This is a genomic window from Rhodococcus maanshanensis NBRC 100610, assembly GCF_001894865.1.
Classification (GTDB): Bacteria; Actinomycetota; Actinomycetes; order Mycobacteriales; family Mycobacteriaceae; genus Rhodococcus_G; species Rhodococcus_G maanshanensis.
In genome coordinates, this window is sequence record NZ_BCXA01000001.1 from 1 (window position 1) to 16,578 (window position 16,578).

General features: G+C 68.5%; 15 protein-coding genes. 7 read left to right on the forward strand and 8 right to left on the reverse strand.

All coding sequences use genetic code 11. The features are described from left to right. Window positions 1–206: 206 nt before the first annotated feature. Window positions 207–1,787, reverse strand: coding sequence for a methionine--tRNA ligase (gene metG, locus RM1_RS00005; RefSeq protein WP_072749432.1), 1,581 nt, complete (start codon window positions 1,785–1,787; stop codon window positions 207–209). 20 nt (window positions 1,788–1,807) lie between these two features. On the opposite strand from metG, the gene RM1_RS00010 reads away from it, so the two are divergent. Next, window positions 1,808–2,635 carry a TatD family hydrolase gene (locus RM1_RS00010; RefSeq protein WP_072749433.1) on the forward strand — a complete coding sequence of 276 codons (828 nt, stop codon included), beginning with the start codon at window positions 1,808–1,810 and terminating at the stop codon, window positions 2,633–2,635. A gap of 123 nt (window positions 2,636–2,758) precedes the next feature. Further along, entirely contained in the window at window positions 2,759–3,295 is a 537-nt protein-coding gene (locus tag RM1_RS00015) for a DUF6578 domain-containing protein (RefSeq protein WP_072749434.1), read from the forward strand. Between the two features lie 86 nt (window positions 3,296–3,381). On the opposite strand, the gene RM1_RS00020 is transcribed toward RM1_RS00015, so the two are convergent. Next, entirely contained in the window at window positions 3,382–4,146 is a 765-nt protein-coding gene (locus RM1_RS00020; RefSeq protein WP_027501120.1) for an amino acid ABC transporter ATP-binding protein, read from the reverse strand. Then, entirely contained in the window at window positions 4,143–5,600 is a 1,458-nt protein-coding gene (locus RM1_RS00025) for an amino acid ABC transporter substrate-binding protein/permease (RefSeq protein ID WP_092667791.1), read from the reverse strand. Before RM1_RS00025 ends, RM1_RS00020 begins: the two co-directional genes overlap by 4 nt. A 182-nt stretch (window positions 5,601–5,782) precedes the next feature. Between RM1_RS00025 and RM1_RS00030 the strand changes: the two genes are divergently transcribed. From RM1_RS00030 to RM1_RS00040, 3 genes are all read left to right on the forward strand, one after another. Further along, window positions 5,783–6,910, forward strand: a complete 1,128-nt coding sequence (locus tag RM1_RS00030; protein ID WP_072749436.1) for a resuscitation-promoting factor — start codon at window positions 5,783–5,785, stop codon at window positions 6,908–6,910. Between the two features lie 71 nt (window positions 6,911–6,981). Continuing rightward, window positions 6,982–7,896, forward strand: coding sequence for a 16S rRNA (adenine(1518)-N(6)/adenine(1519)-N(6))-dimethyltransferase RsmA (gene rsmA, locus RM1_RS00035; protein WP_072749437.1), 915 nt, complete (start codon window positions 6,982–6,984; stop codon window positions 7,894–7,896). A 1,390-nt stretch (window positions 7,897–9,286) separates the two neighbouring features. Beyond that, on the forward strand, window positions 9,287–9,550 hold the full coding sequence (locus RM1_RS00040; protein WP_143069417.1) for a hypothetical protein: 264 nt from the start codon (window positions 9,287–9,289) through the stop codon (window positions 9,548–9,550). 58 nt (window positions 9,551–9,608) lie between these two features. Here the strand turns inward: RM1_RS00040 and RM1_RS00045 are convergent, their stop codons facing one another. Genes RM1_RS00045 through RM1_RS00055 form a run of 3 tightly spaced genes read right to left on the reverse strand, consistent with a single transcriptional unit; the run spans window position 9,609 to window position 12,980 of the window. Continuing rightward, on the reverse strand, window positions 9,609–11,879 hold the full coding sequence (locus RM1_RS00045) for a heavy metal translocating P-type ATPase (RefSeq protein WP_072749439.1): 2,271 nt from the start codon (window positions 11,877–11,879) through the stop codon (window positions 9,609–9,611). Window position 11,880: 1 nt separating this feature from the next. Then, window positions 11,881–12,762: a DUF8832 domain-containing protein gene (locus RM1_RS00050; protein ID WP_072749440.1), complete on the reverse strand. Its 882-nt coding sequence runs from the start codon at window positions 12,760–12,762 to the stop codon at window positions 11,881–11,883. Between the two features lie 8 nt (window positions 12,763–12,770). Beyond that, complete coding sequence (locus RM1_RS00055) at window positions 12,771–12,980, reverse strand: heavy-metal-associated domain-containing protein (RefSeq protein ID WP_027501113.1); 210 nt, start codon at window positions 12,978–12,980, stop codon at window positions 12,771–12,773. A 187-nt stretch (window positions 12,981–13,167) separates the two neighbouring features. Here RM1_RS00055 and RM1_RS00060 point away from each other — a divergent pair, with 187 nt between their 5' ends. Further along, window positions 13,168–14,601: an MFS transporter gene (locus RM1_RS00060; protein ID WP_072749441.1), complete on the forward strand. Its 1,434-nt coding sequence runs from the start codon at window positions 13,168–13,170 to the stop codon at window positions 14,599–14,601. Continuing rightward, the gene (locus RM1_RS26955) at window positions 14,601–14,726 is read left to right on the forward strand and encodes a hypothetical protein (protein WP_281252109.1); all 126 of its coding nucleotides are present in this window, start codon (window positions 14,601–14,603) and stop codon (window positions 14,724–14,726) included. The genes RM1_RS00060 and RM1_RS26955 overlap by 1 nt, the downstream gene beginning before the upstream one ends. Window positions 14,727–14,826: 100 nt before the next feature. On the opposite strand, the gene RM1_RS00065 is transcribed toward RM1_RS26955, so the two are convergent. After that, the gene (locus RM1_RS00065; protein ID WP_072749442.1) at window positions 14,827–15,429 is read right to left on the reverse strand and encodes a TIGR03086 family metal-binding protein; all 603 of its coding nucleotides are present in this window, start codon (window positions 15,427–15,429) and stop codon (window positions 14,827–14,829) included. 100 nt (window positions 15,430–15,529) lie between these two features. Next, complete coding sequence (locus RM1_RS00070) at window positions 15,530–16,498, reverse strand: helix-turn-helix transcriptional regulator (protein WP_072749443.1); 969 nt, start codon at window positions 16,496–16,498, stop codon at window positions 15,530–15,532. Between the last annotated feature and the right edge of the window lie 80 nt (window positions 16,499–16,578).

Here is a 16,578-nt window from a genome sequence, read left to right on the forward strand (position 1 = left end):
ACCTCGCCGAACGAACCTTCCGATGCGTGGACTGCGGTTACACCGACGGTCGCGACCGGAACGCTGCCAGGGTGATCCTGGCTGTGGCAGAACGCGGCCACACAAGTGTTGACGACCTCAGACAATCTGATCACCCCCTTCGGGGTGGATGATCCGGTTGCGGTCTGAGCTTGAAATCTTCTGTCCTAGGCAGGGGAAGTGTTAAGTCAGGCGGTTTCGGGCTCCACGTACCGGGGGAACACAGGCGACGGCGCCGGCAGCGGATTCCCCGCCGCGATCCGCACGCCGAGGCTCGCGAAGTCGCGGGCGTCCTCGGCCTGCCCGAGCAGGTCCAGGATCTTCGCCCCGGAGTCCGGCATCACCGGCTGGACCAGGATCCCGACGATGCGCACGACCTCAAGGGTCACGTAGAGCACCGTCGCCATCCGGGCCGGGTCGGTCTTGCGGAGCACCCACGGCTCCTGCTGGGAGAAGTACCGGTTCGTATCCGCCAGCACCGCCCAGATCGACTCGAGCGCCAGGTGCAGGGCCTGACGGTCGAAGTCCGCGCGCACGACCTCGAGCAGCGCCTCGGCCTTGGCCAGCAGCGCGTTGTCGTCGTCGGTGAGATCGCCGGGGGTGGGGACCTGGGCGTCGCAGTTCTTCGCGACCATCGTCAGCGACCGCTGTGCGAGGTTGCCCAGCTCGTTCGCCAGGTCCGCGTTCATCCGGGTGACGATGGACTCGTGGCTGTAGTTGCCGTCCTGGCCGTAGGAGATCTCGCGGAGCAGGAAGAAGCGCAGCGCGTCGAGGCCGTACTGCTCGACCATCTCGAGCGGGTCGACGACGTTGCCGACCGACTTCGACATCTTCTCGCCCTTGTTGTACAGGAAGCCGTGCACGAAGATGCGCTTCGGCAGCTCCAGGCCCGCGGACATCAGGAACGCCGGCCAGTACACAGCGTGGAAGCGGGTGATGTCCTTGCCGATGATGTGCAGGTCCGCAGGCCAGAACTTGCGGAAGGACTCGCCTTCGGTGTCCGGGTAGCCGGCGCCGGTGAGGTAGTTGGCGAGGGCGTCGACCCACACGTACATGACGTGCTCGGGGTGACCCGGCACCGGCACGCCCCAGTCGAAGGTGGTGCGCGAGATGGACAGGTCCTTGAGGCCGCCCTTGACGAAGCTGACGATCTCGTTGCGCCTGGTGTCGGGCGCGATGAACTCGGGGTGCGACTCGTACAGCGCGAGGAGCTTGTCCTGGTAGGCGGAGAGCCGGAAGAAGTAGGTGGACTCCTCGGTCCAGACCACGGGGGTGCCGGTCAGCATCGAGACCCGGGTCCCGTCCTCGAGCAGTTCGGTCTCGGCCTCGGTGTGGTAGGCCTCGTCGCGCACCGAGTACCAGCCCGCGTAGGTGTCGAGGTAGATGTCGCCCGCCTCGACCATGCGCTCCCAGAGCACCTTGCAGACGGCCTCGTGGTCCTCGTCGGTGGTCCGGATGAACCGGTCGTACGAGACGCCAAGGGCCTTGTCCAGCGCCTGGAACTCGTCGGAGTTCCTGGCCGCGAGCTCGCGGACGGGGATGCCCTCCTTGGCCGCGGTCTGTTGCATCTTGAGGCCGTGCTCGTCCGTGCCGGTCATGAAGAACACGTCGAAGCCGTCGAGGCGCTTGAAGCGCGCGAGGGCGTCCGAGGAGATGTACTCGTACGCGTGGCCGACGTGCGGGACGCCGTTCGGGTACGCGATCGCCGTGGTCATGTAGAACGGCGGCCGGGTGGCTTCGGGGCGGCTGGGTGCGGGTGACACAGTCATGGTGCGCCTACTCTATCTGCGTGCCAAGAGACCGTCCGGCCCCGGACCTGCCAGAGCCGCTCGCGCCCCTGATCGACTCCCACACCCACCTCGACGCGTGCGGCGCCACGGACGCCGCGTCGGTGGCCGAGATCCTCGACCGCGCGGAGCGGGTCGGTGTCGGTCGCGTGGTCACGGTGGCCGACGATCTGGCCGCCGCACGGTTCGCGGTGGACGCCGCGAGCTGGGATCCGCGGGTGTACGCGGCGACCGCCATCCATCCGACCAGGGCGAACGTGCTCGACGACGCGACAAAGGCCGAGATCGAGCGCCTGGCGGGCGATCCGCGGACGGTCGCGGTGGGGGAGACCGGGCTCGACTACTACTGGCCGGGCAAGCTGGAGGGCTGCGCCACCGTCGAGGAGCAGGTCGAGGGGTTCCGCTGGCACATCGACCTGGCCAAGCGGCTGCGCAAGCCGCTGATGATCCACAACCGGGAGGCGGACCACGACCTGCTCGCGGTGTTGCTCGACGAGGGCGCGCCGGAGACGGTCATCTTCCACTGCTTCTCCTCCGACGCGAACATGGCGATGGCATGTGTCGAGGAGGGCTACGTGCTCAGCTTCTCCGGCACGGTCAGCTTCAGGAACGCGCGCGAGCTGCACGAGGCCGCGAAGCTGGTGCCCGACGACCAGCTGATCGTCGAGACCGACGCGCCGTTCCTCACCCCGCACCCGTTCCGCGGCGCACCGAACGAGCCGTACTGCCTGCCGTACACGGTCCGCGCGCTGGCGCACACGCGTGGGCAGGACCCGCTGGAGCTGGCCCGGGCGTCGACCGCCACCGCCCGCCGGGTCTACCGCATCTGACGCCGAGTGTGCAGTGGGGGCACCTCCCTGCACGAAGTGCTTGGGGGAAGGTCGCATCGCCCGAGAGCGACCGGCGGAAACTGCACACTCGACGAGTAGATTGGGCCGCACAGGTGACGACGAATGCACGGGCTCACGAATTCGACTCCCGTCGACCGCGGCGTCGACGTCGTCGCCGTGCACGTCGCAGCATGGGAGATCGAGTGCTGCGCCCCGCCGCCCGAGGTGGGCCGCGAGGCGAGGTGGGTGCTCGCCTTCACCGCGGACGACGCCGAGCCGGAGATCTTCCACCGACCGGTTCGCTGGGACCGCATCGGCAGCAAGCTCAGTGCAGGCGGCATCAGCGCCTACTGGCGGGATGCGCCGGATGACCTGTCCGACCATCCCACCGGGCTGCGCGGGCGGTTGTGGGGGACGGTGCACGGCGCGGACGTCCCGGATGGATTCGTCGGTACCACCGGCACGGTGATTAGCGTGTATCTGCTGGACGAGCTGTACCGCGAGGACGAGGCGGGCGTGTGGCGCCCGCTACCGGGGACCGAGGTGCGGACCTCGGTAGGGAAGAGTCCCAGTTGGTTCGGTGGCAGTGGGACATTCGTGTCAGGGATGGACTGCCGCAAGCAGACCGGGGTGGTGATGGAGCTGGCGGTCTCGGGCTGACGCAGCCGCCGAGTGTGCAGTTGTTTGGGCATCGCCCGGGAGCGACCGACGACAACTGCACACTCGGCGAGCGGCGGGGGTTCGGCTTACAGCACCTTCTTGAGGAAGTCCTGCGTGCGCGGATTCTGCGGGTTCCCGAACAGCTCCGCGGGGGTGCCCTCCTCGACGACGAACCCGTCGGCCATGAAGATCACCCGGTCGGACACCTCGCGGGCGAAGCCCATCTCGTGGGTCACCACGACCATCGTCATGCCCTGGTCGGCGAGGTCGCGCAGCACCTGTAGCACCTCGCCGACCATCTCCGGGTCGAGTGCGCTGGTGGCCTCGTCGAACAGCATGATGTCCGGGTTCATGGCCAGCGCCCTGGCGATCGCCACACGCTGCTTCTGTCCACCAGAGAGATTGGCGGGCTTGGCGTTCGCCTTCTCGCCGAGACCCACCTGCTCGAGCAGTCTGAGCCCGGTGGCCCTTGCCTCCTCCTTGGTGGCTCGCTTGGTCTGCACCGGCGCCAGCATCACGTTCTCCAGCGCGGTCATGTGCGGGAAGAGATTGAAGTGCTGGAACACCATGCCGATGTGCTGGCGCACCTTGTCGATGTCGACCTTCTTGTCGGTCAGGTCGTAGCCGTCGACGATCACCGTGCCGTCGGTGATGTCCTCGAGCTTGTTCAGGCAGCGCAGGAAGGTGCTCTTGCCGGACCCGGACGGCCCGATCACGCAGACCACCTCGCCGTTGGCGATGTCCACGTCGATGCCCTTGAGCACCTCGTTGTCCCCGTACGCCTTCTTGAGGCCGGAGACCTGAATCTTGGTGGTGGGCGACGCAACCGGCGTCGCTGACGACTCCGTCATGCGTTGATCCTCTTTTCGAGCCGGTCGGACAGTTTGGTCAACGCCATGATGATGACGAAGTAGAAGATGCCGACGATCAGCCACATGTTGAAGGACTCGAAGTTCCTCGCGATGATGATCTTGCCGGTCTGGGTGAGCTCGGCGATGCCGATCACCGACAGGATCGAGGTGTCCTTGAGGGTGATGACCGCCTGGTTGACGAACGAGGGCATCATCGTGCGCACCGCCTGCGGCAGGACGACCTTGCGCATCGAGGCCATGTAGTTCATGCCGAGGCTGCGGGACGCCTCCATCTGGCCCTTGTCGACGGACTGGATGCCACCGCGGATGATCTCGGTGATGTAGGCGCCCGCGTTCAGGCTCAGTGTGATGACGCCCGCGGTGAACGCAGGCATCTGGAAGCCGAGCGCGGCCGGGATGCCGAAGTAGATGAAGAATGCCTGCACCAGCAGCGGGGTGCCGCGGAAGATGTCGACATAGGTGACGCCGATCGCGCGCAGGAACTTGCTGTGCGAGACCCGCAGGAACCCGAAGACCAGACCGAGCACCAGCGCGATCGCCAGCGACACCACGGTCAGCACGATGGTCATCCACAGGCCCTTGAGCAGCTGCGGGTAGGTGTCCTTGAGGAGCGAGAAGAAGTTGTTCCCGCCCTGGGCCTCCTGCGCACCCTCGCCGAGGTAGGTGTCGAGGATCTTGTCGTACTGCCCGCTGGCGCGCAGGTTCGCGAGCCCGGCGTTGAACTTCTCGATCAGTTCGGCGTTCTGGCCCTTGGAGACCGCGAACCCGTAGGAGTTGCCCGCCTCCTTCTCGCCGACCGCCTTGAGGCCGTTGCCCTGCGCGATGCCGTACAGCAGCACCGGGTAGTCGTCGAACACCGCGACCGAGTTACCGGTCTTGACGTCGTCGTACATGCTGGCGGAGTCGTCGAAGGTGACGGTGGTGAAGCCGTACTTGTCCTTGATGGACTCGGCGAACATCGCGCCCTCGGTGCCGGTCTTGATCGCGACCCGCTTGCCCCTGAGGTCCTCGTAGGACTCGATGTCGTCGTTCGACTTCGCGACCGCCATCTGGACGCCGGAGTCGAAGTAGGGATCGGAGAAGTCGAAGACCAGCTTGCGCTCGTCGGTGATCGACATGCCGGCGATGACGCCGTCGACCTGGCGCGACTGCAGCGCCTGGACGGCGGCGTTGAAGCCGAGCGGCTTGACCTGGTAGCGGAACCCCTGGTCCTCGGAGATGGCCTTGAGCAGGTCCATGTCGATGCCGACGAAGTCGCCCTGCTCGTTCTGGAACTCGAACGGGGCGAACGTCACGTCGGTGGCGATGACGTAGGTCTTGTCGGGGTCGGATTGCGCGTTGGCGGTTCCGGCTCCGAGGACGAGGGCGAGCAGGGCGAGGATGCCGATCACGACGGGTAGTCGGTCGAGTCTTCGGCGCGATTGTGTACGCATCCGCGTGAGCATTCCTGGTCACGATTGCGGGAGCAAACGACTCGGCCCTGTGTACCGATTTGAGACCTTTGTTTGCACTGGTCAGAGCCTCGCGGTTGCCAGGAGTCCCCGTGCTCGTTACCGTACTGTGATCGAACCGCGTCGGGAATACCCCCGACGACCGTCGGCCCTCAGGACTCCTCGTGTCACCTTTAGCTCGGATCAACAACGCCAACTCCCCGCTGCTGCGCGTGGTCGTCGGGGCCCTGCTCCTCACCCTGATCGCGGGTGGACTGCTCGCGGTGTTCCGCCACAAGACGGTCACCGTGGACGTCGATGGGGAGACGATCGCGTTGAGCACCATGAGCACCGAGGTGGTCGACGTCCTCGCAGACGCCGGCTACTCGGTCGGCGACAAGGACGTGGTGGCGCCGGCCGCCGACTCCGCCGTCGCCGACGGGTCGACGGTGGTCCTGCGTCGCGCCCGAGAGCTCGCGCTCACCGTCGACGGCGAGCCGCGCACCATCTGGACCACCGCGCTGACGGTGGACGAGGCGCTGCAGCAGCAGCGACTGGCAGGCGATGTCCACGTCTCCGCCTCCCGCTCGCAGCGTCTGCCGCTCGACGGCGCCGCACTCGACGTGGTGAGCCCCAAGCTGGTCAGCCTGATCGACGGGGCCGCGGCTCCTGCGGAGCTGCGCCTGGCCGCGCCGACCGTCGGTGACCTGCTGGCCGCCAAGGGCGTCCCGCTCGAACAGGCGGACACCGTCGTGCCAGCGCCCGAGACCAAGCTCGCCGAGGGCATGCAGATCGCGGTCACCCGCACGCGCACCGAGAACGTGACCGAGACGCTGCCGCTGGCACCGCCGGACCAGCGCATCGAAGACCCGACGATGAACATGAGCCGGACCATCGTCGAGAACCCCGGCGCCCCGGGCGTGCACGACGTCACCTTTGCGGTCACCAAGGTCAACGGTGCCGAGACCGGCCGCCAGCAGCTCGATGCCGTCGTCACCGCCCCCGCCCAGCCGAAGGTGGTCCGGGTCGGTTCGAAGCCCGGCACCGAGGTGCCGCCCGTGACCAACGGCGCCACCTGGGACGCCCTCGCGCAGTGCGAGGCGACCGGCAACTGGCACATCAACACCGGCAACGGCTTCTACGGCGGCGTGCAGTTCGACCAGAACACCTGGGAGCGGCAGGGCGGGCTGAAGTACGCACCGCGCGCCGACCTGGCCACCCGCGAGGAGCAGATCGCCATCGCGAGCAGGACGCAGGCGACCCAGGGCTGGGGCGCGTGGCCGGCCTGCACGTCCCGCCTCGGTATGCGCTGAGTGTCGGATTTCGCGGCAGCTCGGCAGAGGCGATAGGTTCATCTCGTGACAAACCCCGAGGTGAACCCCCTGTGACCAGCCCCGAGGTGGACCCCGCCGAGGGGAACCCGCGCGGCCAGGCCGCCCTGCTCGGCCCCATCGAGGTGCGCGCGCTGGCCGAAGAGCTGGGCGTGCGCCCCACCAAGCAGCTCGGCCAGAACTTCGTGCACGACGCCAACACGGTGCGCCGCATCGTGACCACGGCAGGCGTCGGGCGCGACGACGTGGTGCTCGAGGTCGGCCCCGGACTCGGTTCGTTGACCCTTGCTCTGATGGATGTGGTCGCCTCGGTGATCGCGGTGGAGATCGACCCGGTGCTCGCCGCCCGGCTCCCGACGACGGCGGCCGAGCGGGCTCCGGAACTCGCGGACCGGCTCACCGTGGTGGGCGCCGATGCCATGAAGGTGATGCCCGCCGACCTGCCCGCCGCGCCGACCGCGCTGGTCGCGAACCTGCCGTACAACGTGGCGGTGCCCGTGCTGCTGCATCTGTTCTCCGAGTTCCCCAGCCTGCGCACCGCCCTGGTGATGGTGCAGGCGGAGGTCGCGGACCGGCTCGCCGCCGTGCCCGGCAACAAGATCTACGGGGTGCCCAGCGTCAAGGCCCGGTTCTTCGGCGAGGTCCGGCGCGCGGGTGCCGTCGGCCGCCAGGTGTTCTGGCCGGTGCCGAAGGTGGAGTCAGGGCTGGTGCGGGTGGACCGCTACGCCGAGCCACCGTGGCCGATCGACGAGGAGCATCGGCATCGGGTGTTCGCCGTTGTCAATGCGGCCTTCGCGCAGCGCCGCAAGACGCTTCGTGCCGCGCTCGCCACCTGGGCGGGCTCGCCCGCCGAGGCCGAACGCCGACTGGTCGCGGCGGGGATCGACCCGTCCGCCCGCGGTGAGACGCTCGATGCGGCGGCCTATGTGCGACTGGCGGAGGTCGAGCCGCTCGACCCGATCGGATGACGCGGCGCTGACGTCGGAAGTGAGCTTCTTCGGAGCTCGCGTTCAACGAATTGCCAAGTGCGGCAGCGGTATGCGAAACGCGTTGGGCGGCATAGGTGTGGCCCATGCTCGGTGACCTGGTGTTTCCTGCCGCGTAGAGGCCGTCGATGACGGCGTCGTCCGTTCGCAACGCCCGGCCGGTGCTGCCGGGTGTCGATGCCGCCCTGGTTCCGAGATGCGTCGCCGCCTGGTCGTTGCGGGCATCGAACCGTGCGCTCGAGGTGAGGTCTTGGACGCCGCCGCTCTCGTGAGGCCGGCGACCGTCGAATAGTTCGGTGATTTGTTTGTGTTGAACGAATCATCATTTGCCGCAGGGATATTCGAATGCTGATGTGGGTCGGTGGCTTTGCCGGTAGGTTACCGCGCAGCGCCGGATCGGTGCTCTGACGGGTGGGTGAGATGCATCGTCGGGTAATTCGCTGGCGAAAGGGCTTCGTTATGGGTTCGGTTGAAGGATTGCTCTGGTACTACCTCATGGGTGGAAGTACGGACCCTGAGGGAATGGGGCCGTACCAGGGCTAGGTGTTTGCCCAGGCGGGTTGGTCGAGAGATTGCGACGACACGCTGTAGCTGGTCGGTGAACAACGAAGGACTCCCGTCGTGAAGTGGAGCTGCTATTACAGCCGCTTCACGAGGGCGGGAGACTCTCGTGGCTGCCTCGCACTGACATCGGAGCCGGCTCCATTGGCCCCCGTTGCGTTTAGCAAATTGCCAAGTGCGGCAACAGTATCCGGTCGTTCGTTCATGTGCATCACAAACTGATCGGAGTTCGAGATATGCACAGTTCCACGGCAGGTCGTCTTGCTTCCAGATTGTCGCCTCGGCCGTGCTGGTCGGTGGCCTCGCCGTCGGGGCAGGTGCTGCGTCCGCGGCACCCGCCGAAGCCCTCCCACCGGGAGGGTCCGTTGCCGTGGGCTTGCCCGACGGATCGGTGGATGGCTTCTTGGCGAACCCCCTCTATTTTCTCTTCAATCCGATCTTCGGGCTGGGTGGGAGTAGTCGGCCCTGCCCCGCTACCCCTGGTTGCGGCCAGATGTGAGGCTGAGTCGAATTTCACCCCGGTCGTGACCATGGCGCGGCGCTGACTTCCTAGACCGTGTTTCGAAAGTGGTTCCAGCGGTGGGAACCACACCAAGGCAGGCGTGTCGTGACAACTGAGAAACCGAGTTTCTGGGGAGTCCTGAGCTGTGTGGGATGTGCGTCCCCAATGGGTAGGCAAAACTCCGATGCAGGGTTGATCGAACCTGAGTCGTGTGGGGGCTCCAGTCGGTAGGGTCCGGCGCAGCGCCGGGTCGGCGCGGCTGACGGCCAAAAGAATTCGTCGTCGGTTCCCACTGCGAATGGAGTTGGAATGTCTCGTTCGATGAGGCGGCGTATCGCGTCGACCGTCACTGCGGCGGCGCTTCTGTCCGGTGGTCTGGCGACTGGTGCCGGCACCGCATCGGCAGAGAGCCCTCTGGACACCGGGAGTGCGGTCCTCGGGAACTTGATCTACGCGCCGATCGGTTCGGCCGATGTGGGCAGTGATCTCGCTGAGCTCGCGATTGCAAATCCGTACCAGACGATCATGGTGATTCTGGTCGGTGGGTCCGTCGCCATCGACAACATCGGATAGCCACGGTGTGCGAGTGTGGAAGCCCTGGCTCCCACACTCGCACACAGGCGCGGAGCGCCTACTTGAACCGGCGCAACCGCAGGCTGTTGCTCACCACGAACACGCTCGAGAACGCCATCGCCGCGCCGGCGAGCATCGGGTTGAGCAGGCCGGCCGCGGCCAGCGGGATCGCCGCCGCGTTGTAGGCGAACGCCCAGAACAGGTTGCCGCGGATGGTGCCGAGTGTCTTGCGGGACAACCGGATCGCGTCGGCGGCCGAGCGCAGGTCGCCACGGACCAGCGTGATGTCGCTGGCCTCGATGGCCGCGTCGGTGCCGGTGCCCATCGCCAGCCCCAGGTCCGCCTGGGCCAGTGCGGCGGCATCGTTCACGCCGTCGCCCACCATCGCGACCACCTTCCCGCGGGACTGCAGCTCCTTGACGGCGTCGACCTTGTCCGCCGGCAGGACCTCCGCCAGCACCGTGTCGATGCCGACCTGGTCGGCCACGGTCCGGGCGGCCGCCGCGTTGTCGCCGGTCAGCAGAACCGGTTCGAGACCCAGCCGCTTGAACTGCGCGATCGCCTCGGCGCTGGTGTCCTTCACCGCGTCGGCGACGACCAGCACGGCCCGTGCCGCGCCGTCCCAGCCGACCGCGATCGCGGTCTTGCCCGCGTTCTCCGCGGCCGCCTTGGCCTCGCTCAACTCCACCGGCAGGTGCAGCGACCAGTCCTCGAGCAGCGAGGTCCGGCCCGCGACGACGGCGTGCCCGTCGACGACGCCCTGGACGCCGCGACCCTCGACGTTCTCGAAGCCCTCCACCGACGGCAGCTGACCCTTTGCATCGGCCGCGGCGGCGTTTGCGATGGCCTTGGCGATCGGGTGCTCGGAGGCGTGCTCCAGGGCACCGGCCAGGCGCAGCGCCTCGGCGCGATCGGTGCCCTCGACCACGACCACGTCCTCCAGCGTCATCTTGCCGGTGGTGACCGTGCCGGTCTTGTCCAGCACGATGGTGTCGACCTTGCGGGTGGACTCGAGCACCTCGGGTCCCTTGATCAGGATGCCCATCTGGGCGCCGCGCCCGGTGCCGACGAGCAGGGCCGTCGGGGTGGCGAGGCCGAGCGCGCAGGGGCAGGCGATGATCAGCACCGCGACCGCGGCCGTGAAGGCGACCGACAGCGGGCTGCCGGTTCCGATCCAGTACCCCAGTGCGGCAACGGCGATCGCGATGGCGATCGGCACGAAGACCCCGGCGATGGTGTCGGCGAGACGCTGCACCTGGGCCTTCCCGTTCTGCGCGTCCTCCACCAGGGCCGCCATCTGGGCCAGTTGGGTGTCGGCCCCGATCCTGGTCGCCCGGACGACGAGCCTGCCGCCTGCGTTGACGGTCGCACCGACCACCCCGTCGCCCTCGGCGACCTCGATCGGGACGGACTCGCCGGTCAGCATCGACATGTCCACCGCGGATCGGCCCTCGACTACCAGGCCGTCGGTGGCGATCTTCTCTCCCGGTCGCACCACGAACAGGTCGTCGACCGCGAGTTCCGTTGCGGAAATGCGGGTCTCGACGCCGTTGCGGAGCATCGAGACCTCCTTGGCCCCGAGTTCGAACAGCGCGCGCATGGCGGCCCCGGCCCGCCGCTTGGACCGCTGCTCGAAGTAGCGGCCGGCGAGCACGAAGGTGATGACGCCGGCGGCGACCTCGAGGTAGATGTTGGCGGCCCCGTCCGTACGCCCGATGGTGAGCGAGAACGGGTGCGTCATCCCGGGTTCGCCCGCGGTGCCGAAGAAGAGCGCATAGAGCGACCAGAGGAACGCCGAGCCGGTGCCGATGGTGATCAGGGTGTCCATCGTGGCGGCGCCGTGCTTGAGATTGGCCCAGGTGGCCTTGTGGAACGGCAGCCCCGCCCACACGATGACCGGTGCGGCCAGCGTGAGCGAGAGCCACTGCCAGTTGGTGAACTGCAGCGCCGGGATCATCGCCATGGCGATGACGGGGACGGACAGGATCGCCGAGACGATCAGCCGGGTACGCAGGGCCGCGAGGGCCCTGGACTGCTCGTCCTCGGGCTCGGTGTCGGCACCGGTGTCGCGGTCGGCCGAGGGCGGCTGGGGGACGGTGGCCGAGTATCCCGCCTTTTCGACCTCTGCGACGAGGTCGGCCGAGGTGACCGCGGGGTCGAAGACGACCTTGGCCTTCTCGGTGGCGTAGTTGACGGTGGCGCTCACGCCCTCCATCTTGTTGAGCCGCTTCTCGATCCTGGCCGCGCAGGAGGCGCAGGTCATCCCGCCGATGGCGAGCTCGATGCTGGCGGTGCCGGTGGTCTCGGGAGCGAGGTACTCGGTGGTCATGTCAGTGGCCTTCGTGGGTGGAGACCGTGAATTCCGCTGTACGGACCACGTTCTCGTGCTGGAAGTCGAGGAACAGGCGGTAGGTGCCGTCGGACGGCGCCTGCGCGTGGAAACGGACGTCTGGTCCGGGCGGGGTGACGCCGTCGCCGGGCTCGCCCTGCGGGTGCACGTGCAGGTAGGCGAGGTCGCCGGAGCGCAGCGCGACCAGGTGCCCGAAGGCGCCGAGGTACGGCTGCAGATCGGTGACCGGCTTCCCGTCGCGGGCCACGGCAAGGGTCAGTTCTCCGCCTGCGGTGCTGAGATCGCCGGACAGGGTGACCTGGTAGCCGTCCACCTCGGCGACCCGGGCTTCCCGGGGCAGGGGGGCAGGCGTGAAGTCGCCCGCGACGTCGACGTTGCGGCCGAGCGTCAGCTGCGGGCCGCCGGTCGGCTGGAAGTCGGCGAACACGCGATAGGTGCCGCCCCGCGGCCAGTTCCAGTCGATGGACCAGGTGCCGTCCGCGGCCCGGACCGGGTGGACGTGGCGGAATTCGCTGGTGTCGCTGCGGACCACGATCAGGTGTAGCTGCTTCTCGTGCAGGTCGTCGTACTCGGTGACCGCGGTCCCGGACGGGCCGAGGACCCGGAAGGTCAGTGCGCCGGGGGTGTCGGCTGCGGCGGGCGCGGTGACCTCGGACAGGGTGTAGCCCTGCTCGGAGACCTGAAGGCCCGCGGGGGCGGTGGTGACGGCGGTGTCCGCGTCACCGTGTCCGCCGTGGGTGGCGGTGTCGTGGGTGTTCGACATGTCGATCGGGCTTCCTGTTGCCGCGCCCAGCCCGAGGGCCGCCGCGAAGATCACGGCGAGCCCTCCGGCGTAGGCGGTGAGTTTGATCGGGGTGTTCATGGCCGTCCCTATGCGGGAGTGGCCGAGTAGCCGGCCTCGTCGACGGCGCCGAGTACGGCCGATTCGTCGAGCGGGGCGGAGCTGGTGATGGTGAGCCGGCCGGTGGGGACGTCGACGGCGATGTCGGTGACCCCGCCGAGCTTGCCGACCTCGGCGCGGACCGAGCCCGCGCAGTGGCCGCAGGTCATGCCGGTGACGGTGTAGTTCGCGATGGTCATGTCGCTCTCCTCTGTGTGTGCCTCATACCAATGGGGGGTATGGGTTCTTGCATGGATGAAGGTACCCCTGGGGGGTAGTTCACGCAAGTCCCTGTCGGGTGTTGCGTGACATACCCATGGGGGGTATAAACCGAGGACGCGGCATTCGCCGTGACAGTCATCCGGAGTATCAGGAGGAGTGGTCGAGATGGATCGGACACAGGTACCGACGCAAACCCGAAAATGGTTGGCGCTGGGGTTGATTGCGCTAGCGCAGTTCATGGTCATCATGGACACGTCGATCATCGGGGTCGCGCTGCCGGAGATGCGCGAGGATCTCGGCTTCAGCCAGGGAAATCTCACCTGGGTGTTCAACGCGTACGTGGTGATGTTCGGTGGGATGCTGCTGCTCGGCGGGCGGCTGTCCGACCTGTATGGCGCCCGCCGGATGTTCAGCCTCGGGTGGCTCATCCTGCTGGTGGGATCGGCGGCCGCGGGTCTGGCGGGTGACGTGCCGACCGAGCTCGTGGGGCGGGCGGTACAGGGCGTCGGCGCCGCGCTGATCGCGCCTGCCGCGCTCACCCTGCTGATGATGCTGTTCGGGTCCACCCCGCGGGAACTGACCAGGGCGCTGGCCGTCTACGGCGCCGCGGCGCCCGCGGGCGGAACCGCAGGCGTGTTCCTGGGCGGACTGCTCACCGAGTACGCCTCGTGGCCATGGGTGTTCTACATCAACATCCCGATCGCGGTGATCGCGCTCGTTGCGGCGCCCGCGCTGCTGCCCGGCGGTCGCGGCGGTGCGACCGGCGGCGTAGACCTGCTCGGTGCGCTCACCGTCACGCTCGGCATCGGGGCGGCGGTGTTCGGCATCGTCCGTGCCCCTGAGGTCGGCTGGGCCGACGCGCAGACGTGGGGGACACTGCTCGCCGCCGCGGTGCTGATCGCGGGGTTCGTGGTGATCCAGGCCCGCCGGCGCGAACCGCTGGTCCGGCTCGCGATCTTCCGGACCCCCAACCTGGGTGCCGCCAATCTCGCGCAGTTCCTGCTCGGGGCCGCGTGGATCCCGATGTGGTTCTTCCTGAACCTGTATCTGCAGCAGGTGCTCGGCTACTCGGCGTTTCCCAGCGGCGCCGCCCTCATCCCGATGACGGCGCTGATCATGATCGGCATGATCGTGCTCGCGCCTCGGCTGATCGCGAGGTTCGGGCCGAAGCCGATGGTGGTCTCGGGTCTGGTCCTGCTGGCGGCGGGCCTGGCCTGGTTGTCGCTGGTTCGCCCGGATGGCAACTTCTGGGTCGACGTGCTGCCCGCGTCGTTGGTCTCGGCGCTCGGCATGGCGCTGGCCTTCATTCCCTCGCTTGGCACCGCGATCTCGAGCGCGCGGCCGGAGGAGGGTGGACTGGCGTCGGGCATCGTCAACACCAGCTACCAGCTCGGCTCCGCGCTGGGTCTGGCCGCCGCGACGGCGGTCGGCGCGGCGCTGGGGGCGAACGAGCTCGGGGATTCCGGCGCCCTCACGGACGGGTTCTCGGCTGCCTTCCTGGTCGCGGCGGCGGTCGCGTTGGCCGGGGCCGCCCTGGCCGGGCTGACGTTGCGCGGTTCGCGGGCGTCCGCGCCGGACGTCGAGTCGGTGACGGTCTGATGGCCCGGGGAGCGGTCCGGCTGGACGACCCGAGGATCAGGGCCGTGCTGCGCTGCGCGGCGGGCTGCCTGCTGGTCTCGCTGCGGGTCCGGCTGGATCGGCGTTCTGTCGGTAGCGCTCGCTGAGCGCCGGTACCGATCGGCTGCTCGCTGGCGCTCCTGCGGGACGTGAGTCCGCGCAGGAGCGTCAGCGTCCGCCGTCCCCGATGGTCGGGGGTGGATGGTGTTATCGGAGTACGGGAGTCGCCGACCACTGCGGATCACGGCCGAGGAGTGCGGCCAGCCGGTCGAGCGCGGGGGCGTCCGGGTCGAGGGGGCGGGCCGGGGCGAACAATGCGCCCGGCCCGCGCATGTCGGGCGAGTCGGGGTATCCACCGGCGAACTTCAGTGCGGTGGCCACCCGGCGTTCCGCGGGACGGTAGTCGATACCGATCGCCCTGCTCAGGTCCCAGCCGTGGGTGAGGACGTCGACGAAGTGGACGCCGATGGCGATCGAGCCGGATGCTGCCCCGGAGTTCGCGAGCGGAATGCTCCGATCGAGGACCGCGTCGTCGGTCAGGACGAAGGTGAGTTCTCTTGCGGCAGCGCCGAAATCGGCACGGGGGTCCGGAGTCGCCGGGGCGTCGCCGGTGAGAGGCGCGCTGGTGTCGTCGGCGGTGCCGGACAGGTGGGAGCACATCGCCCGGGCGTTGGCGTTCAGGTGGGAGATCACCGCACGGACATCCCACTCGTCGCAGGGGGTCGGGAGATCGAGCTGTTGTTCGCTCAGTCCGGCGATGATCCCGCCCGTCAGGGCGAGTGCCTCCAGGTAGTGCTCGCGCAGGTCCATGAACCCTCCTCTATAAGTACGAACGATCGTGCGGTTATTTGACCATGCGATCGGCGGGTGGATCAAGGGGGGCGAATGCGGCTGACCGGGTGCCGCGCGTTCAGCTCCGGCGGTAGCGCTCGCTCAGCATCGCGTGGTGCTCGGCCTGCTGCAGGCATTCCTCGCGGACCTCGGGCGGGCTGAGCACCGTGAAATCGACGCCGAACGCAGCGAGCCAGCCCGCGATGCCGCTGGCCGAGTCGCCGCGGAGCTCGATCACACACCGGCCGTCGTCGACCGCCTCGACCGCGCCCCAGAACTCGTCGACCATCGGCGTGATCTGCTCGATCGGGGCGTCCAACAGCACCCGCGCCGTGACCTGGCTGAACGCGCGGCTGATGCCGCGGGAGACGAACGCGGCGGCGTCGCCTGCCGGCAGCTCGCGCGGCGTGAACCGGGGCCCGCTGGGCGTTTTGGGCGTCATCCGGTCCACCCGGAACGATCGCCAGTCCTCGCGCGTGAGGTCCCAGGCGACCAGGTACCACCGCGCGCCTGCCCGGACCAGGCGGTGTGGTTCGACCTCCCGCCTGCTCTCGGTGCCGTCCGGGGTGCGGTAGTCGAAGCGCAGCCGCTCGTGGACGTGGCAGAGCGAGGCGATCGCGGAGAGCACCTTCGCGTCGACCGCGGACCGCGGCGCGCCCTGCGGCACCACGTCGATCCGCAGCGCGTCGAGGCGGTGCCGCAGCCTCGAGGGCATCACCTGCCGCAGCTTGGTCAGTGCGCGCAGCGACGAGTCGCCGAGGCCCTCGACCGATCCGGTGGCGCCGGACTGCAGGCCGAACGCGACGGCCAGCGCCTCCTCGTCGTCCAGCAGCAGCGGCGGCATCTCCGCGCCCGCGCCGAGCTGATACCCGCCGCCGACGCCAACGCTCGCGTTGACCGGATAGCCCAGGTCGCGCAGCTTGTCCACGTCGCGGCGCACCGTCCGTGGCGTCACGGCCAGCCGTTCCGCGAGGTCCGCCCCCGACCACTCCCGCCGCATCTGCAGCAGCGACAGCAGTCGGAGCAGTCTTGCCGAGGTTTCCCGCATGGCTACACCCTGCCAGCTATTGCGGACACTTGTGGTCCGCAATAGCCGGGGGCCGCCGGCCGATCAGCGCCGATGGGGAG